This is a genomic window from Roseiterribacter gracilis (assembly GCA_018332375.1).
Classification (GTDB): Bacteria; Pseudomonadota; Alphaproteobacteria; order BOG-932; family Roseiterribacteraceae; genus Roseiterribacter; species Roseiterribacter gracilis.
This window is the reverse complement of sequence record BOPV01000001.1, coordinates 998,822-1,021,642: the sequence shown is the minus strand read 5'-3', so window position 1 is coordinate 1,021,642 and position 22,821 is coordinate 998,822. Positions and strand designations below refer to the sequence as shown.

General features: G+C 63.8%; 19 protein-coding genes. 12 read left to right on the top strand and 7 right to left on the bottom strand.

Annotated features, from left to right (window positions below):
* Positions 1 to 4: 4 nt before the first annotated feature.
* Genes TMPK1_RS05065 through TMPK1_RS05045 form a run of 5 tightly spaced genes read left to right on the top strand, consistent with a single transcriptional unit; the run spans position 5 to position 6,422 of the window.
* Entirely contained in the window at positions 5 to 1,633 is a 1,629-nt protein-coding gene (locus TMPK1_RS05065; protein WP_420241820.1) for a copper resistance D family protein, read from the top strand.
* Positions 1,630 to 2,622, top strand: a complete 993-nt coding sequence (hpnA, locus tag TMPK1_RS05060) for a hopanoid-associated sugar epimerase (RefSeq protein ID WP_420241819.1) — start codon at positions 1,630 to 1,632, stop codon at positions 2,620 to 2,622. The genes TMPK1_RS05065 and hpnA overlap by 4 nt, the downstream gene beginning before the upstream one ends.
* Positions 2,619 to 3,770: a glycosyltransferase gene (locus TMPK1_RS05055; RefSeq protein ID WP_420241818.1), complete on the top strand. Its 1,152-nt coding sequence runs from the start codon at positions 2,619 to 2,621 to the stop codon at positions 3,768 to 3,770. The genes hpnA and TMPK1_RS05055 overlap by 4 nt, the downstream gene beginning before the upstream one ends.
* A gap of 36 nt (positions 3,771 to 3,806) precedes the next feature.
* The gene (shc, locus tag TMPK1_RS05050; RefSeq protein WP_420241817.1) at positions 3,807 to 5,759 is read left to right on the top strand and encodes a squalene--hopene cyclase; all 1,953 of its coding nucleotides are present in this window, start codon (positions 3,807 to 3,809) and stop codon (positions 5,757 to 5,759) included.
* Positions 5,760 to 5,795: 36 nt separating this feature from the next.
* On the top strand, positions 5,796 to 6,422 hold the full coding sequence (locus TMPK1_RS05045; RefSeq protein WP_420241816.1) for a phosphorylase family protein: 627 nt from the start codon (positions 5,796 to 5,798) through the stop codon (positions 6,420 to 6,422).
* 38 nt (positions 6,423 to 6,460) lie between these two features.
* Here TMPK1_RS05045 and hpnH read toward each other — a convergent pair whose 3' ends face one another.
* Both hpnH and ispH read right to left on the bottom strand, forming a co-directional pair.
* Positions 6,461 to 7,606 (bottom strand): adenosyl-hopene transferase HpnH, encoded by a 1,146-nt coding sequence (hpnH, locus tag TMPK1_RS05040; RefSeq protein ID WP_420241814.1) that lies wholly within the window; start codon positions 7,604 to 7,606, stop codon positions 6,461 to 6,463.
* A gap of 21 nt (positions 7,607 to 7,627) precedes the next feature.
* Complete coding sequence (ispH, locus tag TMPK1_RS05035; RefSeq protein ID WP_420241813.1) at positions 7,628 to 8,569, bottom strand: 4-hydroxy-3-methylbut-2-enyl diphosphate reductase; 942 nt, start codon at positions 8,567 to 8,569, stop codon at positions 7,628 to 7,630.
* Positions 8,570 to 8,752: 183 nt separating this feature from the next.
* Here ispH and TMPK1_RS05030 point away from each other — a divergent pair, with 183 nt between their 5' ends.
* Complete coding sequence (locus TMPK1_RS05030) at positions 8,753 to 9,394, top strand: ABC transporter substrate-binding protein (RefSeq protein ID WP_420241811.1); 642 nt, start codon at positions 8,753 to 8,755, stop codon at positions 9,392 to 9,394.
* A gap of 64 nt (positions 9,395 to 9,458) precedes the next feature.
* Here the strand turns inward: TMPK1_RS05030 and TMPK1_RS05025 are convergent, their stop codons facing one another.
* Positions 9,459 to 10,316: an MlaA family lipoprotein gene (locus TMPK1_RS05025; protein WP_420241810.1), complete on the bottom strand. Its 858-nt coding sequence runs from the start codon at positions 10,314 to 10,316 to the stop codon at positions 9,459 to 9,461.
* 93 nt (positions 10,317 to 10,409) lie between these two features.
* Here TMPK1_RS05025 and hpnI point away from each other — a divergent pair, with 93 nt between their 5' ends.
* Genes hpnI through hpnK form a run of 3 tightly spaced genes read left to right on the top strand, consistent with a single transcriptional unit; the run spans position 10,410 to position 13,885 of the window.
* Entirely contained in the window at positions 10,410 to 11,573 is a 1,164-nt protein-coding gene (gene hpnI / locus TMPK1_RS05020) for a bacteriohopanetetrol glucosamine biosynthesis glycosyltransferase HpnI (protein WP_420241809.1), read from the top strand.
* Between the two features lie 15 nt (positions 11,574 to 11,588).
* Positions 11,589 to 13,016: a hopanoid biosynthesis associated radical SAM protein HpnJ gene (hpnJ, locus tag TMPK1_RS05015; RefSeq protein WP_420241808.1), complete on the top strand. Its 1,428-nt coding sequence runs from the start codon at positions 11,589 to 11,591 to the stop codon at positions 13,014 to 13,016.
* A gap of 50 nt (positions 13,017 to 13,066) precedes the next feature.
* A complete protein-coding gene (gene hpnK / locus TMPK1_RS05010; protein WP_420241807.1) occupies positions 13,067 to 13,885 on the top strand; it encodes a hopanoid biosynthesis-associated protein HpnK in 819 nt (272 codons plus the stop codon).
* On the opposite strand, the gene TMPK1_RS05005 is transcribed toward hpnK, so the two are convergent.
* Both TMPK1_RS05005 and TMPK1_RS05000 read right to left on the bottom strand, forming a co-directional pair.
* Positions 13,869 to 16,430, bottom strand: a complete 2,562-nt coding sequence (locus tag TMPK1_RS05005; RefSeq protein WP_420241805.1) for an MMPL family transporter — start codon at positions 16,428 to 16,430, stop codon at positions 13,869 to 13,871. The genes hpnK and TMPK1_RS05005 overlap by 17 nt on opposite strands.
* A 30-nt stretch (positions 16,431 to 16,460) precedes the next feature.
* Positions 16,461 to 16,841: a copper resistance CopC family protein gene (locus TMPK1_RS05000; RefSeq protein WP_420241804.1), complete on the bottom strand. Its 381-nt coding sequence runs from the start codon at positions 16,839 to 16,841 to the stop codon at positions 16,461 to 16,463.
* Between the two features lie 365 nt (positions 16,842 to 17,206).
* Here TMPK1_RS05000 and TMPK1_RS04995 point away from each other — a divergent pair, with 365 nt between their 5' ends.
* Genes TMPK1_RS04995 through TMPK1_RS04985 form a run of 3 tightly spaced genes read left to right on the top strand, consistent with a single transcriptional unit; the run spans position 17,207 to position 19,530 of the window.
* The gene (locus TMPK1_RS04995) at positions 17,207 to 17,725 is read left to right on the top strand and encodes an RNA polymerase sigma factor (RefSeq protein ID WP_420241803.1); all 519 of its coding nucleotides are present in this window, start codon (positions 17,207 to 17,209) and stop codon (positions 17,723 to 17,725) included.
* A 40-nt stretch (positions 17,726 to 17,765) separates the two neighbouring features.
* The gene (locus TMPK1_RS04990; protein WP_420241801.1) at positions 17,766 to 18,446 is read left to right on the top strand and encodes an NnrU family protein; all 681 of its coding nucleotides are present in this window, start codon (positions 17,766 to 17,768) and stop codon (positions 18,444 to 18,446) included.
* Between the two features lie 4 nt (positions 18,447 to 18,450).
* Complete coding sequence (locus TMPK1_RS04985) at positions 18,451 to 19,530, top strand: NAD(P)/FAD-dependent oxidoreductase (RefSeq protein ID WP_420241800.1); 1,080 nt, start codon at positions 18,451 to 18,453, stop codon at positions 19,528 to 19,530.
* Here TMPK1_RS04985 and TMPK1_RS04980 read toward each other — a convergent pair.
* Positions 19,527 to 21,137, bottom strand: a complete 1,611-nt coding sequence (locus TMPK1_RS04980; protein ID WP_420241798.1) for an alpha/beta hydrolase-fold protein — start codon at positions 21,135 to 21,137, stop codon at positions 19,527 to 19,529. The genes TMPK1_RS04985 and TMPK1_RS04980 overlap by 4 nt on opposite strands.
* Before the next feature lie 109 nt (positions 21,138 to 21,246).
* Positions 21,247 to 22,809: a DHA2 family efflux MFS transporter permease subunit gene (locus tag TMPK1_RS04975; RefSeq protein WP_420241797.1), complete on the bottom strand. Its 1,563-nt coding sequence runs from the start codon at positions 22,807 to 22,809 to the stop codon at positions 21,247 to 21,249.
* Between the last annotated feature and the right edge of the window lie 12 nt (positions 22,810 to 22,821).

The following is a 22,821-nucleotide window of genomic DNA, read 5'->3' as shown; positions in this document are numbered from 1 at the left end:
ACCAATGGCATTACTGTTCGACTTGTTCGGCTTCCTCGAAGTCGTGGTGCGGTTTGCGTCGCTGATCGGCCAGGCCTTCGCGGTCGGCGGCGTCGTGTTCATTCTGCTGCTGGTGCGTCCCGCCGGCGACCCTGCGCTGCTCGATCGGGCGTTGCGCCTGGTGCGCATTAGCGCGGCTGCGCTGATCGTCATCGTCGGCATCGATCTCTGGATGAAGCTGGTGATGCTGGAGGCGGTGAACGGCGTCACCTTCCTCGATGGGCTGGGCGCGGGATTCGCGCGCGGCCTGTTGGTGCGCTTTGCCGCGTCGGTGTTGCTGCTGCTGTTTGCGCGCGCGCCGTTCGGCATCGGCCGCGCCATCGGTGCGACGGTTGCTGCGACTGCCTTGATCCTTGGTGCGGCTGCAACCAGCCATGCTGTGTCGCGTCCCGACGGGCGCGATCTGTTGATCGTCGCCAATGCGCTGCATCAGGCGGCGGCGTGCATCTGGATCGGCGGCATTCCCTTTCTGCTCATGTCGCTCAAAGGCGCGACGGCGGCCAGCGCGCGCTATTACGGGCGCGGTGCGTCGCTGTTGTCGATGCTGGGCGTCGCCGGTCTGGTTCTGGCCGGCACGTTCATGGCGTACGCCTATATCGGTTCGTGGTCGGGCTTTTACGGCCATGCTTACGGGCTGATGCTGGGCACCAAACTATGCTTCTTCGCCGGGCTGCTGGGGCTCGGCTATTTCAATTACCGCACCGTCGAAAAGATGCGGGCCGATCCGTCGACGCCGACCAGCCGGCTGATCGCACGTGCACAGGCCGAAATCGGAATCGGCATTACGATCTTTGCCGTCGCTGCGTCGCTGACCTCGATTGCACCGGCAATCGATCAGCCCGACGAACATGTGCCGCTGTCGGCGATCGTCGAACGTCTGACGCCGGAAGTGCCGCGCCTGACCAGCCCGGATCACGACGATCTCGCAATCCCGATGCTGCAGGCGCAGCTCGACGCGTCGCGCCCCGCCGACGATACCGGCGACAGGCCCAAAGCCTATGTGTGCGGTGCCGGCGATCTGCCGCCGATCAACGCCGCCGACATTGCGTGGTCGGAATACAACCATCACTGGGCTGGCTTGTTCGTGCTGGTGATCGGCTTGCTGTGTCTGCTCGAGCGAACGGGCAAGGCGCCGTGGGCGCGATGGTGGCCGTTGGTGTTCATCGGGCTCGCAGCCTTTCTGTTCGTGCGTTCCGATCCCGAAGCCTGGCCGTTGGGGCAGATCGGATTCTGGGAGTCGATGCGCTCGGCCGACGTGTTCCAGCATCGTCTGGTCGTGTTGCTGGTGATCGCGTTCGGAATCTTCGAGACCTTGGTACGTACCGGCCGCATCAAGAATCCACGCGCGGCCTACATCTTCCCGATCATGATCGCGATCGGCGGTGGCTTGCTGCTGTTGCATTCGCATCCGCTGTCGGACGTGAAGGCGTCGTTCCTGATTGAAATGACGCATTCGCCGATGGCGGTGCTGGGCGTCGCGGCCGCCTGGTCGCGCTTCCTCGAACTGCGCATGAAAAGTCCAACCGCGGCCTGGATCTGGCCGATCTGCTTTGTGCTGATCGGTCTGGTTCTGCTCGACTATCGCGAAGCGTGAGCCGGATCCTCGTCACCGGGGCAACCGGGTTCGTCGGCGCCGCGGTCGCGCGCGCGCTGCTGGCGCAAGGACATGCGGTGCGCACGATGGCGCGCGCGAATTCGGATCGGCGCAATCTTGCTGGGCTGAACGTCGAGATCGTCACCGGCGACCTGACCGATCACGCCTCGTTTCGTCCGGCGCTGGATGGGTGCGACGGGCTGTTCCACGTCGCCGCCGATTACCGGCTGTGGATTCCCGATCCCGACCGGATGCACGCAATCAACGTCGACGGCACGCGCGCCTTGATGCTGGCCGCGCTCGATGCGGGTGTGCGGCGCATCGTGCATACGAGTTCGGTTGCGACGTTGGGGTTCACCGGCGACGGCACGCCCGCCGACGAAGAGACGCCCAATTCGCTCGACAAGATTGTCGGTGAATACAAGCGCAGCAAGTTTCTCGGCGAAGCGGCGGTGCGCGATCTGGTCAAGACGCGCGGCTTGCCAGCGGTGATCGTCAATCCATCGACGCCGATCGGACCGCGCGACGTCAAGCCGACGCCGACTGGCCGCGTCATCGTCGATGCGGCCAACGGCAAAATCCCGGTCTATGTCGAGACCGGGCTCAATCTCGTCCATGTCGACGACGTCGCGGCCGGGCATCTGGCTGCGTTCGAACGCGGCCGCATTGGCGAACGATATATTCTCGGCGGCGAGGACTGGTCGCTGCAGCGCGTGCTGCAGGAAATTGCGCACCTGACCGGACGGCGGGGGCCGCTGGGCAAGCTGCCGCGCGCGCCGCTGCTGCCGATTGCGATGGTGCTGGAAGCGATCGCACGTGTGAGCGGCGGCGAACCGCGCTTCACGCAAGACGAAATCCGCATGTCGGCGAAGAAAATGTATTTCTCATCGGCCAAAGCGAAGCGCGAGCTTGCCTATGCGCCACGTCCCGCGGTCGACGCGATCGTGGATGCGCTGGCCTGGTTCAAAGCCAATGGATACGTGACGTGATTTGGCTCGCGCTGCTGTCGCTGGTCATCTGGCTGTATCTTCTGTTTGCGCGCGGCGATTTCTGGCGCCTGCCGAACGACGTGCCGCCGGTTCCGCGGGTCGATTGGCCCGAAGTGATCGCAGTCATTCCGGCGCGCAACGAAGAAGAGGGCGTTGCCGCGATGCTCCGCTCGCTGTTGGCGCAGCGCTATGGCGGCGCGTTTCGCATCGTCGTCGTCGACGATCGCAGCGAAGATTCGACCGGCGCCATCGTGCGCGCGGCTGCAACAGAACGTCCAACGCGTGTCGAGCTGGTCACGGGCACGCCGCGCCCCGATGGCTGGAGCGGGAAACTATGGGCAGTGCGCCAAGGGCTCGACCGCGCCGCAGAACTTGCGCCCGATGCGCGCTATGTGTGGCTGACCGACGCCGACATCGAGCATGCGCCGGGCGAGCTTGCCGAGCTCGTCGCGCGCGCCGAACGCGACGAGCTGGACCTGACTTCGTTCATGGTGCGTCTGCGCTGCGTCGAGCCGGTCGAACGCTGGCTGGTACCGGCCTTCATCTTTTTCTTCCGCAAGCTTTACCCGTTCGCGTGGGCCAACGATCCCAAGCGCGCAACCGCTGCAGCGGCGGGCGGCTCGATGTTGCTGCGCCGAACCGCGCTGGAACGAATCGGCGGGATCGAGTCGTTGCGCGGCGCGCTGATCGACGATTGTTCGCTGGCGGCGCACGTCAAAGGGACGGGCGGTCGAATCTGGCTCGGCATGGCGCGGCAGACACACTCCTTGCGCTCCTACGCCAAGGTCGAAGAAGTCTGGAACATGGTGGCGCGGACGGCGGACGCGCAGTTGCGTCACTCGCTGCTGCTGCTTGCGGGCACAGTGGCGGGCATGGGCTTGCTCTATTTGCTGCCGCCGGTTGCCACACTTGCTTGTGACGGCTGGACGCAGCTCTTCGCGGCTTGTGCCTGGCTGGCCCTGTCCGTGTCCTACGTGCCCATGTTGCGTTTCTACCGTGTCAGCCCGTGGTGGGCGCCGGTGGCGCTACCGGCGGCTGCACTGGTCTATGTCGGTGCCACAATCGACTCGGCGTGGCGCCATCGCACCGGCAAGGGTGGTCAGTGGAAGGGCCGGACGCATGGCCCCTCCGCGTCTTCAAACACTTGAGATCTGGCGCTGAATCGAGCAATTGTGCGCCGCACGATGACTCCGATCTCAGCCTCCTTGGCCCAGCGTGCGGCCCCGATCGACGAACTTGGTCGCGCCATTGGGCGCGGCGCGAAGTCGGTCGGTGACGCGCAACGCGACGATGGCCACTGGGTCTACCCGCTCGAAGCCGACGCCACGATCCCCGCCGAATATGTGCTGCTCAAGCATTTCATCGGTGAGGTTGATCGCGACGTCGAAGCGAAGCTGGCGCCGTATCTGCGCGCGACCCAGGGCGATCACGGCGGCTGGCCGTTGTGGCATGGCGGCCCGCTCGACATCAGCTGCAGCGTCAAAGCCTATTTCGCGTTGAAGGCGATCGGCGACTCCGCCGACGCGCCGCACATGGCGAAAGCGCGCGCTGCGATCCTCGCAGCCGGCGGCGCCGAACGCGCCAACGTCTTCACCCGCATTCTGCTCGCCATGTTCGAGCAGGTTCCGTGGCACGCCGTGCCGACGATGCCGGTGGAGATCATGAATCTGCCGCGCTGGTTTCCGTTCCATCTCGACAAAGTCTCGTACTGGTCGCGCACCGTGATCGTGCCGCTGCTGGTTATCATGTCGATGAAGCCGCGCCCGGTGGCCGGCTGCACGCTCAGCGTGCGCGAGTTGTTCCGCGACGATCCCGCGACCATTCGCGACTGGTTGAAGCCGGCCAGCCCGACGTTGCTCGGCAACGGCTTTATGTGGCTCGACTGGGTCGTGCGCCGCGTCGAACCGCTTTTCCCCGCCAGCGGTCGCAAGCGCGCGATCGAGCGTGCGATCAAATTCGTCGACGAGCGTCTGAACGGCGAAGACGGTCTGGGCGCGATCTACCCGGCGATGGCGAACGCGCTGGTCGCCTATCGCTGCGTCGGCGTCGCCGAAGACGATCCGCGCATGATCGACGCCAAACGTTCGATCGAAAAACTCGTCGTGTTTGACGGTGTCGAGCACCCGTTCGTGCAGCCGTGCCTGTCGCCGATTTGGGATACGGGCTTGGCGGCGCACGCGATGCTGGAAAGCGACGATCCGACCGCGATCGAACGGGCATGCGCCGGCCTCGACTGGCTGGTGTCGCGTCAGGTTCTCGACGTGATGGGCGACTGGGCGGTGCAGCGGCCGCATGTGCGCCCGGGCGGCTGGGCGTTCCAATATGCCAATCCGCACTATCCCGACGTCGACGACACGGCGGTGGTTGCGATGGCGATGCATCGCGCCGACCCGAAGAAATACGCGCTGCCGATTGCGCGCGCAGCCGAATGGATCCGCGGCATCCAAAGCCGTGACGGTGGCTGGGGCGCGTTCGACGCCGACAACGACCATTACGAGCTGAACCACATCCCGTTTGCCGATCACGGCGCGTTGCTCGATCCGTCGACGGCCGACGTGACGGCGCGCTGCATCTCGTTCCTGGCCCAGCTTGGCCACGGCCACGAAGACGCGGCGGTGGCGCGCGCGGTGCAGTATCTGCGCAACGAGCAGGAAGAAGACGGTTCGTGGTTCGGCCGTTGGGGTTCGAACTATGTCTACGGCACCTGGTCGGTGCTGTGCGCGCTGAACGCGGCCGGCGTGCCGAGCGACGATCCCTGCGTGCGCAAAGCAGCCGCCTGGCTTGCCTCGCGGCAACGCGCCGACGGCGGCTGGGGCGAAGACGGACATTCTTATTACGAAGGCAAGCCGACCGGCGCGGCCGAAGTTTCGACCGCGTCGCAGACCGCATGGGCGGTGCTGGGACTGATGGCAGCCGGCGAGGTGGATCATCCCGCCGTTGCGCGCGGCGTCGAGTATCTCGTCGACACGCAGAACGATGCCGGCGGTTGGGACGAGCGCCATTACACCGCGGTCGGTTTCCCGCGCGTCTTCTATCTGCGCTATCACGGCTACGCCGCCTATTTCCCGCTCTGGGCGCTGGCGCGCTATCGCAGCCTGCAGCGCACGAACTCACGCACACCCGTCTACGGCATGTGACGCGCCGTGCGCGCGATCACAAAGGTTTGACGCGCCGTGCGCGTCGGGGTTGTCGTCGGTCTGGAAGCTGAAGCACGCATCGCGCGCCGCTTCGCTAAGGACGTCATCGCTGCGCCCGGTCACTACGCAATGCAGGCGGCCGACACGCTCGCCTCGCGCGGCTGTGATCTCTTGTTGAGCTTCGGGATTGCGGGCGCGCTGGTCGATACGTTGCGACCGGGCGATCTGGTGATCGCGACCGGCATCGTCACCAAACGCGGCCAGTTCGACGCGTCGCAGTCGATGCAGGTGAACGTCCCGCATCGTAAAGGCCTGGTCTACGGCGCCGACGAGGCAATCGCGCGCATCGACGACAAGAAGCGCCTGGCACTGTCCAGCCAATGTATCGCGGTCGATCTCGAAAGCGGCCATGTCGCGACTGTCGCCAATCGTCGTGGCCGACGCGCCGCCGTACTGCGCGCGATCGCCGATCCCGCAACGCGCGAGATTCCGCCTGCTGCGTTGGTCGGTCTGGACGCAAACGGGAATACGCGACCGGGTGCGGTGATCGCCGCGTTGCTGCGCGATCCAAAGCAATTGGGCGGCGTGATCCGCGTCGCCTTCGACGCGCGTGCTGCGATGGAACGTCTGTCGGTCTTGGCCGACCGGATTCACATCGGCTGAAACAACAAGGGCGGTGCTTTTGGCACCGCCCTTTTGCTTTAAGCGATTTCTTTTTGTTGGTTGGCTGGCTTCTCGTGCTTGAGCTTGGCCATCGCCTGCTGCACGTGGGCTGAGAAGACGAACTTGGCCGGCCGCGCTTTGTCGAGCGGGATGTCGGCCACCATCGGCTTTTCGGTTTCGATGCCGCGCATCTGCAGCAACGCCAGTTTGAGCGGATTCTTCAGCGCCGCTTTTGCAGCGGTGCCTTCAAAGCCCGAATGCACCATGCAGTTCGAGCACTTCTCGTAGTTGCCGACGCCGTAGGAATCCCAGTCGGTGGTTTCCATCAGCTCGGTGAAGGTCTTGGCGTAGCCTTCGCCCAGCAGGTAGCAGGGGCGCTGCCAGCCGAAGTAATTGCGGCACGGCATCGCCCACGGCGTGCACTCGTAGGCCTGGTTGCCGGCGAGGAAATCGAGGAACAAGGTCGACTGGCTGAACTGCCAGTTCTTGCCGCCGCGACCGCGCTTGAAGATCTCGCGGAACAGAGTCTTCGTCTTGGTGCGATTCAAGAAATGCTGCTGGTCCGGCGCGCGCTCATACGCGTAGCCGGGCGACACGGTGATGCCGTCGAGACCGAGCGCCGTGACTTCGTCGAAGAACTTGGCGATCGCTTCGGGATCGGCGCCGTCGAACAGCGTGCAGTTGATGTTGACGCGAAAGCCTTTGGCCTTCGCCAACTTGATCGCCGAAACAGCTTTCTCGTAGACGCCGTCCTGGCACACCGACTTGTCGTGATGCACCTTGTCGCCGTCGAGATGCACGGTCCAGGTGAAGTAGGGCGACGGCTTGTAGTCGTCGATCTTCTTCTCCATCAGCAGCGCGTTCGTGCAGAGATACACGAACTTGCCACGCTGGATGATCTTCTCGACCGCTTCCGGCAATTCCTTGTGCAGCAGCGGTTCGCCACCAGCGATGGTGACGACAGGCGCGCCGCATTCATCGACGGCTTCGAGAATTTCGGCGACCGACAGGCGCTGATTCAGGATCTCGGCCGGATAGTCGATCTTGCCGCAACCGGCGCATGCCAGGTTGCAGCGGAACAACGGCTCGAGCATCAGCACGAGCGGATATTTCTCGCGCCGCATGATCTGCTGCTTGAGAACGTACGCGCCGATCTTGGCGGTCTGTAAAAGCGGGATACCCATAGGAACTCTCAGATCTTCGGATCAGGCCGTCGCCGCGCGCGGCTCGACAAGCTGGGGCGGCAGGCGGAAACGAATGTTCTCGTCAACGCCGGGGAGGATTTCGACTTTGGTGTCTGCGATACGCTTCAACGCATCGAGCAATTCCAGCACCAGCACTTCGGGCGCCGACGCGCCGGCGGTGACGCCGACTGCATCTTTGCCCGTGACCCAGGCCGGATCGAGCGCTTCGGCGTTTTCAATCAGATAGCTCGGCACGCCGAGTTCCGCACCGATCTCGCGCAGGCGATTCGAATTCGAACTGTTGGGCGAACCAACCACCAGCAGCACATCAACTTCGCGCGCCAGCTTGCGCACGGCAGCCTGGCGGTTCTGCGTCGCGTAGCAGATGTCTTTGGTGTTCGGTCCCACGATGGCAGGGAACTTGGCTTTCAACGCGTCGATGACAACCTTGGTGTCGTCGACCGACAAGGTCGTCTGCGTGACGTACGACACGCGCTCGGGATCAGAGACTTCCAGCGCGGCGACTTCTTCGACGGTCGAAACCAGATGCACTTCGCCCTGAATGCGGCCGAGCGTGCCTTCGACTTCGGGGTGACCGTCGTGGCCGATCAGAATCACGCTGCGTCCATCACCGGCGTAACGACGCCCCTCGGCGTGAACCTTAGAGACCAGCGGGCAGGTCGCGTCGATGACGGGCAAGCCGCGCTCGGCCGCTTCGTCTTCGACCGCGTCGCTGACGCCGTGCGCGCTGAAGATGGTCACGCTGCCGGGCGGGATTTCATGCAGCTCGTCGACGAAGCGCGCGCCCTTGGCGCGCAGCCGTTCGACGACGTGCTGATTGTGCACGATCTCGTGGCGCACATAGACGGGCGGACCGTATCGTTCGAGCGCGCGCTCGACGATCTCGATCGCGCGCTCGACGCCGGCGCAAAATCCCCGTGGCTGTGCCAATACGACCCGCATGCTTACCGTCCTGAATCCGACCTGGTGCCGGGAAGGCCGCACCATACCTAGTGGGCCGTGTCCGAAGCTAGGGTAGAGCGTGCCGCGCCCTTGTCCTGCCTGACTTGCAGGATCAGTGTCGCTCGCCGCTCGGAACCCAGTTCGGGGCGATTTAGGCGGGTATTGGCTACTTGGGAGGACAGCATGGCAGGTTTGGCGAATTTCTCGGGCAGGGCTGGCAAAAGTGCCGCACTGGCGCTGGTCGCGGCTGTGGCGATGTGGCCGGCAGCTTTGCGCGCGCAGACCGATTCGCCAGCGGCCAAAACTGTCACCCAGTTTCACGACGGTCTGCTCGACGTCATGAAGCAGGCCAAGCAACTCGGATTTGAAGGCCGTGCGAAGAAGCTCGAGCCGCTGCTCGACAAGACGTTCGACCTGCCGCTGATGGCGCGACTCGCGGTCGGGCCGCAATGGTCGAGCCTGACGCCGGACCAGCAGAAAAAACTCAGCGACGCGTTCCGTCGCCTGTCGATCGCCACCTTTGCCGGGCGCTTTGACGGCTACGAAGCCGGGCAGAAATTCGAAACTTTGGGACAGTCGCCGGTCGAAGGATCGAGCGACGTCACCGTCGATACGCGCCTGGTGCAGCCCAAAGATACGCCGGTGAAATTGTCGTACCGGATGCGTCCGACGGGCGCCGATTGGAAAGCGATCGACGTCTATCTCGACAGCGCGATCAGCGAACTCGCAACCCGCCGTCAGGAGTTCTCCAGCGTGCTGCGTTCGAGTGGACCGGACGCGTTGCTGGCGGTGATGGACAAGAAAGCGGCCGAGCAAAAGAACTGACCTGGCCAACGCAGATACGAAAAGGGCGGCTCGCAGGAGCCGCCCTTTTTTGTTTGCTTACGTGTCAGCGTTTGCGCGGTGGCGTCGCGGGCTTCGGCGCCGGCTCGTTGCCGTAATCGGGGATCGATGCAGTGCCGCCAGCACCCGACTCCGCACTGGCCGGATCGTCGTAAAAGCCGCGTTCCGCCTGCGGTTTTCCGGCGATCCCGGCTTTGAACAACTGGTCGCGGCGATACTGGCGCGTCACGCTGCGCAGCTGCGCATAGAAGTCGATCGACGACTTTTCGAGATTGGTCAGCTCTTCGTCGGTCTGTTCGCGCTTGTCGATGCCGCCGACGATTGTGCGGCCGAAACCTTCGACCGTCGTCAGCTGGAAGCCGACTGGATCGGCAAATCCGTCGACGCCTTGCCCGATGGCGTCGCGCACGTTCGACGGGCCGAACAAGGGCAGCACGATGTACGGACCTTCGCTGACGCCGAGATTGGCCAAGGTGGCGCCGAAATCGCCCGCGATCGGACGTTCTAGACCGGCCTTCTTCGCCGGATCGGCAAACCCTAAAAAGCCCATCGTCGTATTCATGACAAAGCGGGTCATGCTGGTTGCGAAGCCGTCGAACTTGCCTTGCAGCAGCTTGTTTCCGGCGACCAGCGGCTCGCTCATATTGTTCAAGAAGTTGCGTACGGCGAAGCGGCCGTCTTCCGGAATCTCGCGATAGGCCATCGCGGCCGGGCGCAGCACCGCTTTGTCGGCGGCCTGGTTGAACTCAAAGATCGCGTGGTTGGTCGGCTCAAACGGATCGTTTGCGGCCTCAGCTGCAGCCCGCTGCGCTTTGTCGGTGGGCGCGGTTGCGCAGCCAGCCAATACGACCAGCAGCGGCAGTAGCGCCGTCAGCGAGCGAAAAGTACGAACCGAATCCGACATGCAGGTCTCCGCGAAGCAGCGCGAGGAATTTGTGCCAGCCATCCCACGCCTTCAATCCTCGACCAACGCAGGGCGGCACGGCACAAACGCCGGGTGACGACAATCTTCACCTATATCGGTGTGATTCTCTGCCTAGCCGGCGGGGCGGGTGTGCTTTACCAGCTCGCCGTGCTCGTGGAGGCACACCGCTTCTTCCGTATCCGTCCACGCACGCCGTCCGGTTCTAGTCCAGTGACGGTGCTGATGCCGCTTTATGGCGACGAGCCCGGCCTGGCCGAGAATCTGCGTGCGGTTTTGGCCCAGGACTGGCCGGAAGTTCAACTCGTCTGCGGCGTGCAACGCACTGATGACGCGGCGATTTCCGTGGTTCGTGAGATCCAACATGAACTGCCGTCTGCCGATCTTGTCATTGTCGTGAACGGACAGCGACATGGCACCAACGCCAAAGTTTCGAACCTCACCAACATGCTGGTTGCGGCCAAACACGCGCAGCTTGTGCTGGTCGACAGCGATATGCGTCCGCGCCGCGACTGGTTGCGCGCAATTGTCGGCGAACTCGAAACCGCGCCGGGCGGCATCGTCACGTGCCTCTATGCGGGCCGTCCGGTATCTCGCGGCATCTGGTCGCGTCTTGGTGCGCAGGCGATCGATCACGGATTTTTCCCTGCAGCGTTGCTCGGTTGGCGACTCGGCAAGCGCGGCTGTTTCGGCGCAACCATCGCGCTCGAACGCGCGACCTTGGAGCGGGTCGGCGGCTTTGCACGGATCGCCGACGAGCTTGCCGACGATTACGCGCTGGGCGCCGCGGTGGTGGCGCAGGGCGGCGCCTTACGTTTGGTGCCGCATTTGATCGATACCGGCGTCAACGAACCCGATTTCCGGCGGCTCTGGGCGCATGAACTGCGCTGGGGCCGGACGATCCGGACCCTGGATCCGGCGGGCTATGCCGGGTCGGGCGTCGCTTTCGCGGTACCCTGGGCGTTGCTGGGCGCGGCCTGCCTCGGATTTTCGGCCGCTTCATGCGCGGTCCTGGCTTGCGCGATTCTGGCCCGTCTCGCGCTGGTCTGGCGTATAGATCGGGGGCTATCTTCCGGCCCGACTCCGGTCCATCTCATCCTGCTTCGCGATGCCCTATCGGTGGCAGCGTGGATCGGTGTTCATTTCGGACGGACAGTGGCGTGGCGCGACCACGCTTTTCAGGTTGAACGCGATGGTCGCCTCGTTGATTTGAAGGGGCGCGACCTCAAGCGTGACTAGCTAGGAATTTTGACGATGACGATGCGCACGCTGTTTCTGCAGGGACCTTCTTTCGACGGCTATGACGGTGGCGCCGGTGCGCGCTACCAGATGAAGCGCGAAGTGCGGTCCTTTTGGTACCCAACCTGGCTGGCGCAGCCGGCTGCGATGGTCGAGGGCTCGAAGCTGATTGATGCGCCGGCGCACGATCTCAGCTGGGATGACATTGCGCACGAAGCCGACGATCGCGATCTCGCGATCCTGCACACGTCGACGCCGTCGTTCCGCCAGGACGTCCGTACCGCCGAGCTGCTCAAAGAGCGCAATCCCAAGATCGTCGTTGGCATGATCGGCGCGAAGGTCGCGGTCGAAGCCGAGAAGTCGCTGGCTGCATCGACCGCCATCGATTTCGTCGCGCGCAACGAATTCGACTTCACCATCAAAGAAGTCGCCGACGGTAAGCCGCTGGCCGAGGTGCAGGGCATCTCGTATCGCGACGCCAACGGTACCATCGTCCACAATCCCGATCGCGCCGTGATCGAGAACATGGACGAGCTTCCGATGGTCTCGCCGATCTACAAGCGCGACCTGACCATCGAGAAATATTTCGGCGGCTACCTGAAGCATCCGTATGTGAGCTTCTACACCGGCCGTGGCTGCAAGAGCCGCTGCACCTTCTGCCTGTGGCCGCAGACGGTCGGCGGGCACAATTACCGTACCCGTTCGATCCCGCACGTGATCGAAGAAGTGAAATACATCCAGCGCGAAATGCCGGAGGTGAAGGAAATCTTCTTCGACGACGATACGCTGACCGACAATCTGCCGCGCGTCGAAGCGCTGGCGTTGGAACTCGGAAAGCTTGGCGTCACCTGGTCGTGCAACGCCAAGGCAAACGTGCCGCGTAAGACGCTCGAAGTGTTGAAGGCGAACGGGCTGCGCCTGCTGCTGGTCGGCTACGAAAGCGGCAACCAGAAGATCCTGCACAACATCAAGAAGGGTTTGCTGGTCGACGTCGCGCGCCAGTTCACCAAAGACTGCCACGAGCTTGGCATCGTCATCCACGGCACCTTCATCCTGGGTCTGCCGGGTGAGACGCTGGAGACGATCGAAGAAACGCTGCAATTCGCCAAGGACATCAACCCGCACACGATCCAGGTGTCGCTGGCTGCGCCCTATCCGGGCACGTTCCTCTACAAGCAGGCGGTTGAGAACAACTGGTTCGACGGCACCGATCATCTGCTGACCGACGGCGGCACGCAGATCGCCCAGCTCAGCTACGAGCATCTGCCGGCGAGCGTGATCTTCGACAAGGTCGAAGAGTTCTACAAACGCTTCTACTTCCGCCCCAGCAAGATCGCTTCGATCGTCGGCGAGATGCTGCGCGACTTCGACATGATGAAGCGTCGCCTGCGCGAAGGCGTTGAGTTCTTCAACTTCCTGCGCGCGCGCAAACAGGCGGCGTAAGGATCAGAACCCTCTCCCAGCGGGAGAGGGTTCTTGTTTGAAATCTTGCGATGACATCGCGGCGCCTCATCGTTACCGCCGACGATTTCGGCAACACGCTCGCCGTCAACGAGGCGGTCGAGCGTGCCAATCGCGACGGAATTCTCACCTGCGCTAGTTTGATGGTCGCGGCGCCGTTCGCGGCCGACGCAGTCGAGCGCGCGCGGCGTACGCCATCGCTCAAAGTCGGGCTGCATCTGGTGCTGCGCGATGGCAAGCCGGTTTTGCCGCCGGCCGAGATTCCCGATCTGGTCAAACCGGACGGCAGCTTCCGCGACGGGGAATTTTCCAGCGGCGTCGCCTGGTTCCTGCGTCCGCGCGTGCGGCGGCAATTGGCAGCCGAAATCGAAGCGCAGTTCCGCGCCTTCGCCGCCACCGGCTTGGCACTCGATCACGTCAACGCGCACAAACACGCGCATGTCCATCCGACCGCCGCGTCGCTGATCCTCGCGATCGGCAAGCGCTATGGCATGCGCGCGCTGCGGGTGCCGAACGAAGACGCGGATTTCGTTGCCGCGCTGGAGAACAAGCGCGCGCCGTTCGTAGCCCGTCTTCTGGCGCCGTGGATGAACTTGCTACGTGCCAAGGTGCAACGCGCCGGCGTCGCGACCGCCGACCGCGTCGTCGGTCTGGCCTGGACCGGTTACGTCACCGAAGACCGCGTGCGCAAATTGCTGGCGTCGTTGCCGCCGGGCGTGACCGAGCTCTACGCCCATCCCGGCGCCGACTATCATGGGCGCGGTGATCTGGAATTCCAGGCGTTGATCGCGCCGTCGGTGATCGAAGCGGCGCGCGGGATCGAGCGGATCAGCTTTACTGATGTTCGCTGACGGCTGGGGCCGGGCCGAGTAGCGCCGGCACCACGATCAACGTCACCGCCAACACCCAGACCAATTCCAGCAACAGCAGCCGGCCCATGCCGACCGTGCCGGGATGCGACGACAGCAACAGGCAGGCGAAGGCGACGGCGGTGGTCGAGGCGCTGAACACCACCGCGCGCGTCGTTGCAGTTGCCAGCGGCGGCCAACGTCCCGCGCGCCACGCCACGACGAAGTAAATGTCGAACGCGACGCCGATGCCGAGCAGCAACGGCAAGGCGATGATGTTGGCGAAGTCGAGTTCGAGCCCAGTTGCGGCGCAAGTCGCGAGGGTGAACAGGCCCGCCAACAGCAACGGCCCCATCACGCGCAACACGTCGGAAGCGCGTCGCAGCGCAATCATCAGCACGATCGCGATCGCAATCGTCGACAGCACACCGGCCAGCGCAAAGGCGCCGATAATCGTGTTGGCCGATTCACGGATCGTGACAGCGCTGCCGCTGATCGTCGGCTCGACTGCTCTGACCGCAAGCACGAAGCGCTGCAGCGCTTTCGGATCCTGCGCGTCGATCGATGGATAGATTTCCACGCGCGCACGCCCGTCGGCCGCGATCCAGGATTGTTTGAGATCGTCGGGCAGCGTTTCCAGCGAGACTTTCTTGGCCTGCAGCAGCGCGCGCACTTGCTGCAAGGTGCGCGGCAGACCGGCCGTCACCGCGTCGCGAAACGCCGCAACCCGCGCGCTGTCGGATCCGGCAAGTTTTTCGAGCGCGCCGGCGAGGCGCGTTTCCACCGGACCGCCGGCGGCGCGCAACCGCTCGACCGTCGTGCGCAGCGCTGCGCGCAACTCGTCTTCGCTGGGTGCCGGCAGAACTTTCGCGGGCGACAAAGTCGGGCCCAGCAAGTTGCGCAGGTCTTCGATCAGAACCAGCTTGTCGTCCTGGTCGTCGGCGACGAACACGCCCAGCCACAGCGCGTGTTTGACTTCGGGAATCTTTTCGATCCGGTCGACCGCTTCGCGCGCCGCGTCGAGCGACGGCTTCAAAAGATCGAGCGTGTAGGGCGTCGTGTTGGGATCCGCCATCAAGTCCAGCACGGTCGAGACCGATTCCGTTTTCGGGTCGCGCAAATGCAGCGGGTCGAAATCGAAGGCGAGGCGCGGCAGCAACGCCGCGGCGATCAACGCCAGCACGCCGGTACCGATCAGAATGGCGCGCCGGTTCTGCATCAAAAAGCGATCGGCGACCGACCAGCTGCTCCAGCCGACGCGCGCACCGGCGCCGTGCGGACGCGTGCGCCACATCAAAGCGGGCAACAGCGTGAGGTTCAGGATCAGCGCGATCACCATGCCGGCGCCCGCGATCAGACCCAGCTCGCGCACGCCACGATAGTCAGTCGGCAGGAACGACAGAAAGCCGATCGCGATCGTCGCTGCGGCGAGCACCAGCGGACGCGCCATGCGCCGGCCGGTTTCTTTCATCGCCAGTTTGGGATCGGGTTCGCGGTGACGTGTGTCGCGATAGGCGATGGCGAACTGGATCGAGAAATCGACGGCGATGCCGACGAACAACACGCCGAACGCGACCGAAATCATGTTCAGCGATTTGACGGTCGCGGCCGCGAAGGCTGCGGTGAGCAGCAGCCCGACAATCAAGGTCGACAGGATCGACACGATCATCTTCCACGAGCGCAGCGCGATCAGCAGCAGCACCATCACGCCGGCAAACGACAGTCCGCTCGACAGGCCCATGCCTTCGCTGACGGTTTCTAATTCTTCGTCCGACATTGCGATTGCGCCGGTGATGCGCACCCGTACATGCGGCAGCTCGGCACCGATCGCGTGGATAAAGTCGCGCGCTTTCTCGGCCGGCTGCAGCGACGAATAATCGAGCACCGGTTGAGTCAGCACGAACCTTTGCCGGTCCGATTTTGAGTCGCCACGCCCGGTGAGAAGCGTGCTCCAGCCCAGCGGCTTGGGCTGCGGGTTCTTGAGCGTGTCGTCGGCGACGTCGGCAAGCGCGGCCAGCGGCTGCTGCAATTCGCTGCCGTCGGTGAGTCCGCGCTGCTTGCCTTCGAGCGCCAGGTTGAGCGTCCGCAGCAAGCCGCGCAGGCTGGGATCGGCGGCAAGCGATCCCAATAGCGGCTGCGCCTGGATCAAACGGTCGGCGACTTGCTGCACTTCTTCTTTGGGAAGCAGCAACAGGCCTTGCTGGTCGAAGAAGGCGCCGCCATCGGGACGGCGCGTGTAGCGGAACAGGTCGGTGCGCGCGGTCAGTTTGTCGGCGATCGTCTGCGCCGCAATGTCAGCGAGTTCCGGCGTTGCGCCGTCGATCACGATGGCGAGATTGTCGACATTGGCAGGGAACGCCTTGTCGAGCGCCATCTCCTGTTTGCGCCACGGCAGATCTTCGCCGAGCAGCCGGCCAGTATCGGTGTCGATGCCTAGCCGGTTCGACGCGTACCAGACCGACAGGCCGGTGACGATCGCAGCCAGAATGACGATGTAGGTTGCGCGCCGCCGACAAAAGTCGACGGCCCTCGCGACGAAGTCGCGCATCAGATCAGCGCTCCGACGAAGTCGCGCATTTCAGTTGCTGGCGCTGGCGACGACGCGGAACGGGATGTCGCCGCGCGTCAGATGCCCGTCGAGAGTCAGGACCTGCCAGCGCACGCGATATCCGCCGGGTGCTTTGGCCTGTGCAACGGCGACCAGTTCGTCCGTGCCGGCGCCTGCTTGCGGCGTCAGCTGCACCGTCGCGCCGCCGGGCGTGGTCAAGACGAGACGCGAACGCGCGACGTCGAGGCGGCTGTTGTAGCGCAGCCGGATCGTGACCTCGCCGGCAGCGACCGCTGCGTTCACGCGCGGCTGCGCCTCGATGACGACGGCGTGCGCGTATGCCGTGCTCGGCTGCAACGCACTGATGAAAGCGAGCGGGGCCGCGACGAGCGCGAAAAAGATCGAACGCATGGCGTGGGATCTAGTGCATCGCGCGCAACAAGCCCAGCAGCAGCGGACATCGGAACGACACGCAGCGCGAAAAAGACTGAAGCCTGTGCGGAGAATGTCGCGCGTCGCCGATTTGCGACCGTCAGCCGCGAAGCAACTGCGGCATTTTTGGCGCACATGCGCGCCTTTTTCAGACTGCCGATTTTGGCCGGTCCGCAACTAACTCCATCGCATCAGATGCTTCGCCCATCGCGCTGAACTCGCGCAGTAGTCGTATCCGCATACCGGGCAGGGTGCAGCGCGGGAAATCCCTTGATAGACACCTCAGAATTGTGCTTAACAAAAGCTTAACGGTGGTATCGTGCTGCCTGATGCGGAGGTGTTTGATGGATCTCGATCCCAGCCTGACTCCCGAGCATCGAGCTCGCGTATTGCCTCTGGTGCTGGCCGAGATCCCGCTGCTCAAGCGCGTGGCTAGTCGCATCTGCCGTGACGAACCTGAGCTCGCCAACGACCTGGTGCAGGAGACGCTGCTGCGCGCGTTGAAAAGCCTGCATCAATGGCAGTGGGGCACGAACATGCGTGCCTGGTTGCTGACGATTTTGCGCACGCAGGCGATCAGCCATCATCGCCGCGCGCGGCGCGCGATGCTGGTGCCGTTCGATGCGCTGGAAGAACAGCTGGGCGTGCGCGGCACGCAAGCGGTTCGTCTCGAAGCAATGGCGGTGACGCAGGCGTGGGATCGTCTGCCGCCCGATTATCGGCGCGCACTGCATCTTGTCGCGATCGAAGGGCTTCGCTACCAGGACGCAGCTGAACGTCTGTCTTTGCCGCTGGGCACCGTCCGGTCGCGCATCTCGCGTGCGCGTGCTGCGTTGAATCAGGCCCTTTCCGAAGGCGCCTGACTCTTGACGGGGAGCGGGCAGGCAGGCTCGCTCCTCATCCATGATCTCGCTTCTCGGCGCTGCCTTCTTCTTTCTCGGTATTCATCTGTTCGTATCGGGCACAAGGCTGCGCGATATGCTGGTCGAGCGGCTGGGTGAGATCCGCTATCGCGCCGTTTTCTCGATCGCGTCGGCGATCGGACTCACCTGGCTCGCCATCGTCTATGGCAATGCACCGCACATCGCCTTGTGGCCGACCGTTCCGGCGGCGCGGATTGCTGCGCTGGTGCTGGTTCTGATTGGGTTCCTGTTCGTCTTTATCGGGCTGACGACGCCGACGCCGACGTCGGTCGGGCAAGAGAATGCGGTCGATCGTCCGGTCGACGGAATTCTGACCATCACGCGCCATCCGTTTCTTTGGGGCGTCGCGATCTGGGCGTTGGCGCATCTGCTCGCGGTCGGCACCGCGGCCGGTCTGGTGTTGTTCGGCACGATGCTCGTGCTGGCGCTGATCGGCCCGCGCGCGATTGACGCCAAACGCGCGCGTGCGTTGGGTGCGCGCTGGGATTTGTTCGCGTCGCACACCTCGAACCTTCCGTTTGCGGCGGTGCTCGCAGGACGTACCAGGCTGCGCCTCGCCAGCGTGCGCTGGTGGCAGTGGTTCGGCGCCTTTGCCGGCTATGCGTTGCTGCTGCAATGGCACGCGCAGCTGTTCGGCGTCACACCGTGGGCCGGCCTGTAAATCCATGGAGCATGTTGATTGCGTCGTGATCGGCGCCGGTGTGGTCGGGTTGGCGTGCGCGCGGACCTTGGCGCGGGCAGGGCGCGACGTGTTGCTGCTCGAAGCAGCCGAAGCGTTCGGCACCGAGACCAGCGCCCGCAACTCCGAAGTGATTCACGCCGGCCTGTATTATGCGCCCGGTAGTTTGAAAGCGCAGCTGTGCGTGCGCGGTCGTGATCTTCTCTACGATTGGTGCCGCGCGCGCGGCGTGCCGTACAAGCAGATCGGCAAAGTGATCGTCGCCGCGACCGAGGCGCAGCGCGGCGATCTCGCCAACATCATCGACATTGCGCGCAAGAACGGCGTCGAACTCGAACCGATCGACGCGGCGCGTGTCGCCGAACTGGAACCCGAAGTGCGCGCGGTCGCGGGCCTCTACAGCGCCTTGTCGGGCATCGTCGACAGTCATGCCTTGATGTTGTCGTACCTAGGCGACCTCGAAGATGCAGGCGGCGTGTTGGCGCTGCGCGCGCCGGTGACGGGCGGTGCGATCCATGACGACCGGATCGAGCTTGTCGTCGGCGGCGACACGCCGATGCAGCTCGCCTGCAACGACGTAGTGCTTGCTGCGGGCTTGGGCGCGCAGACCGTCGCGCGGGCGATCGGCCTGACGCCGCCGCAAGGCTGGTTGTGCAAAGGCAATTACTTTGCGTTGAGCGGCGTGAAGCCGCCGTTTCAACGTCTGGTCTATCCGATCCCGGAGCCGGGCGGTCTCGGCACGCATGCGACGATCGATTTGGCGGGGCGTGTGAAGTTCGGTCCCGACGTCGAATGGGTCGACCAGATCGATTATCGCGTCGACCCGTCGCGCGATGCGCGCTTCTACGCATCGATCCGCACCTGGTGGCCGGGCCTGCCCGACGGTGCGCTGGCTGCCGACTATGCGGGCATGCGACCCAAGCTGGCGCCGGCGGGCGCACCGCCCGCCGACTTTTCCATCACCCATCCGCATCCGCGCATCGTCGCGCTGTACGGCATTGAGTCACCCGGCCTGACCTCGAGCCTCGCGATCGGCGAGCATGTCGAGGCCCTTACGCGGACTTAGCTCGGCCGTTTTTCCTTCGGCCGCGCGATCACGTACATCTCCCACGCAAAGTCGTTGAGCAGCGCGGAACCGTCGTCACCCTTCTTGTAGAGATCGAAGTGGTTCTTGCCGGGCAGGTAGCGGAAATCCGCTTTTGCGCCCAGCGACTGCATCACCGCGTCGAGCCGGTGGACGGCACCGTCGAGATAGAACGTGTCCTTCGTGCCGACGATGACATGCACTTTGCCGTCGAGATCTTTCTTCAACTGCGGCCAGCGCGTTTCGACCAGACGCGCAATGTCGTAATTGGCGCGCCAGTGCGCGGCGACCAGCGGATTCACGTCGCCGCTGGCGCGATTGAAGAGCTGCTGCGGCCGGCCGTCTGAATCGCGCGGCGAGAACACCCATTCGAAGGCGCGCATCTGACCGCCGTGATCGGCCAGCGTTTCTTCGTACAGCGTGAAGGAACGGAGCGACGCAACCACCGTGTCGTTCCCGTCCTTGTCGGTCATGCGTACCAGCGGGCGCAACGTACCGTCGTTCTTGCGATAGAAGTTTTCGCCGTTGGTCAGGTCGGCGCCGGTGAAGTCGTGGAAGTCGACAGGATCGGGCGACGTCGACCACGTGCCGCCGAACAATTTCGGCTGCGTCACCATCAGCCAAAGCGTCGCCCAGCCGCCCGAGGAATGACCGTTTAGAAAGCGGCCGTTCGGCTTGGCGTCCATCCGGTACTTGGCTTCCAGCGCCGGCAGCAGTTCGGTGACGAAAGCAGTCTCGTACGGACCGTTATTGACGCTGTCGACGAATTCATGCGGGCCACTCGGCGAAGACTGGTCGAGCAGAACCCAGATCATCTTCGGCGCCTTGCCGTCGCGCATCGCGGCGTAGCGTTGTGCTGCGACGCTCTGCAGCTTTTCCACGTCGCCGCCGAAGCCATGCGTGTACCAGACGGTCGGGTAGCTGCGTTTCGCATCGCCGGCATATCCCGGCGGCAGCACGACCAGAGCGCGCATTTTCATCGGGCGGCCCCAGAATTTGCTCAGCGCGTTGCTGGTGAAATCCACGCGCTCGACCGAAGATTTTGCGTCGGCCCAATCGGCGCGCAGCTTGTCCGAGATCATCGGTGCCGGCAGCGACCACAGATCAAATGGCTTCTGCTTCTCTTCGAGAACGACGGGTTTGGCGTCTTCGAGCGGCAGCTTGATCTCGACGACCTTGCTGACGAGGTCGCCATCTCCGCGGCCGCCATAGGTGTAGGGCTGTCCGACATCGAGCACCGCCTGCAGCACGTAGCTGCCAGGGGCGAGCTTAGAGAACGGGCCTGGGAAGGTGATGCCGTCGAGATCGATCTCAACGGTTTCGCCGGGTGCAATCCGCACGATGTCCTTGGCCGCGATATTCGTGGCCTCGACATTCAGTAGGTCGGTGTCGACCTTGGTGATCGGCTTGTCCTTGGCCGCCGTCTTCGCGGCTTCGAGCGGCTGCGCGAAAACCAGCAGCCGTCCCGATGCAGCTTCGGTCAAACTGGGCGAGAGCTGCACCTGCAGAAGCGAGTGACCGGCTTCGCGCGCCATCGCAGTTGACGATAAGGCAACGGCGAGGACGCCGACGGCAAACAGCTTCTTCATGATCGCTCCAGATTCGGGACGGCGCAGTCTCGAGTCCGGGGCGCGCGGAAACAACCCGTAAGCTGATGCTTACCGCCGCTGCTTGGTGACGGAGTTCGACGACCGCCCGTCAGTGCGCTGAGATCGGCTCGGCTGCGGGCTTCGGCCGCCGTGCGAGAAACAGCAAGGGCAGCATCAGGAAGAAGGCGAAGCCCATCGTCAGCAGCACGTCGTTGAAGGTCAGCACGGTCGCTTCGCGATAGACGATCTGCCCAAGCCGCTTCATCGCTGCCATCGTCGGATCGCCGTCAACCAAATCGCCGAATCGATCGCTGAGCTTCTCGATGAACTGGCCCACTTGCGGCCGCGCCGGATTGATCTGCGCCGCCAGCTGATTCCAGTGCAGCTGCAACCGGTCATTGAGCTGCGTATTGATCAAGGCCAGGCCGATCGCACCACCGAGATTGCGGCTGAGATTGAACAGCCCGCTGGCATTGCCGAGCTTGGCCGGCGCCAAGGTGCCGAGCGACATGTTGGTGATCGGGATGATGCAAGTGATCGCGCCGAAGCCGCGCAGCGCTTGCGGCAAGAACAACTCCCAGAACGCGCTGTCGGCGGTCAGGAACGAGTTGAGCCAGAAGCCGATGCCGAAGCAGCTCAAACCCAGCGCCAACACTTTGCGCGGATCGAATTTGCGCGCCAGCGTGCCTGCAATCGGCGCGCTCATGCACATGAAGACGCCATAGATGATCACGGTTTCACCGATCTGCAGCGCGTTGTAGCCGCGCACGCGACCGAGAAAGATCGGCATCACATAGGTGCCGCCGTACAGGCCCATGCCGACGACAAACTGCAGAATCGAACCGATGGTGAAGTTGCGATCGGCATAGGCGCGCAGATCGACGATCGGTTTTGCGGTGCGCAGCACGCGCCAGAAAAAGAACGCACCGGCAATCGCGCAGACGACCGCGAAATTGCGGATGGATGGATCCTGTAGCCAGTCGTAGCGCGGACCTTCTTCGACGACATATTCCAGGCTGCCGAGAAATACCGCCATCGTACCAAGACCGATCAGGTCGATCGATTTCAGCAGCGACCAGTCGGCGCGATCGATATCGACCAGCAGCCACACCGCCGCTGCAACGACCAGGCCGGGCACAAGATTGATCAAGAACAGCCAGTGCCAGGAATAGGTCTCGGTCAGATAGCCACCGACCGACGGACCAACCGCAGGCGCCAAGGTCGCGATCAAGCCGATGATCACCGACGGCGGGCGCTTGGGAAACATCTTGAACGCGGCCGCAAATACGGTCGGGATCATCGCGCCGCCAAGAAACCCCTGCAGCGCGCGAAACAGCACCATCGAATCGAGATCCCACGCGAACGCGCAGAGCGCGCTCGACGCGGTGAAGCTGAGTGCCGAGACGGCGTACAAAACGCGCGTCGACATCACCCGCGACAGATATCCCGACAACGGGATCATCACGATCTCGGCGATCAGATAGGCGGTTTGGATCCAGCTAATTTCGTCGGACGACGCAGCCAGGCCCGATTGGATCTGCGGCAAGGACGAGCTGACGATCTGGATGTCCAGGATCGCCATGAACATGCCGAACACCATCGCAACGAAGCCGAGGATCTTGCGCAGATCTGGCTTCGCTGCGGCGCTGTCTTGGATCGTAGTATCGGACATCGACCGCGTCCG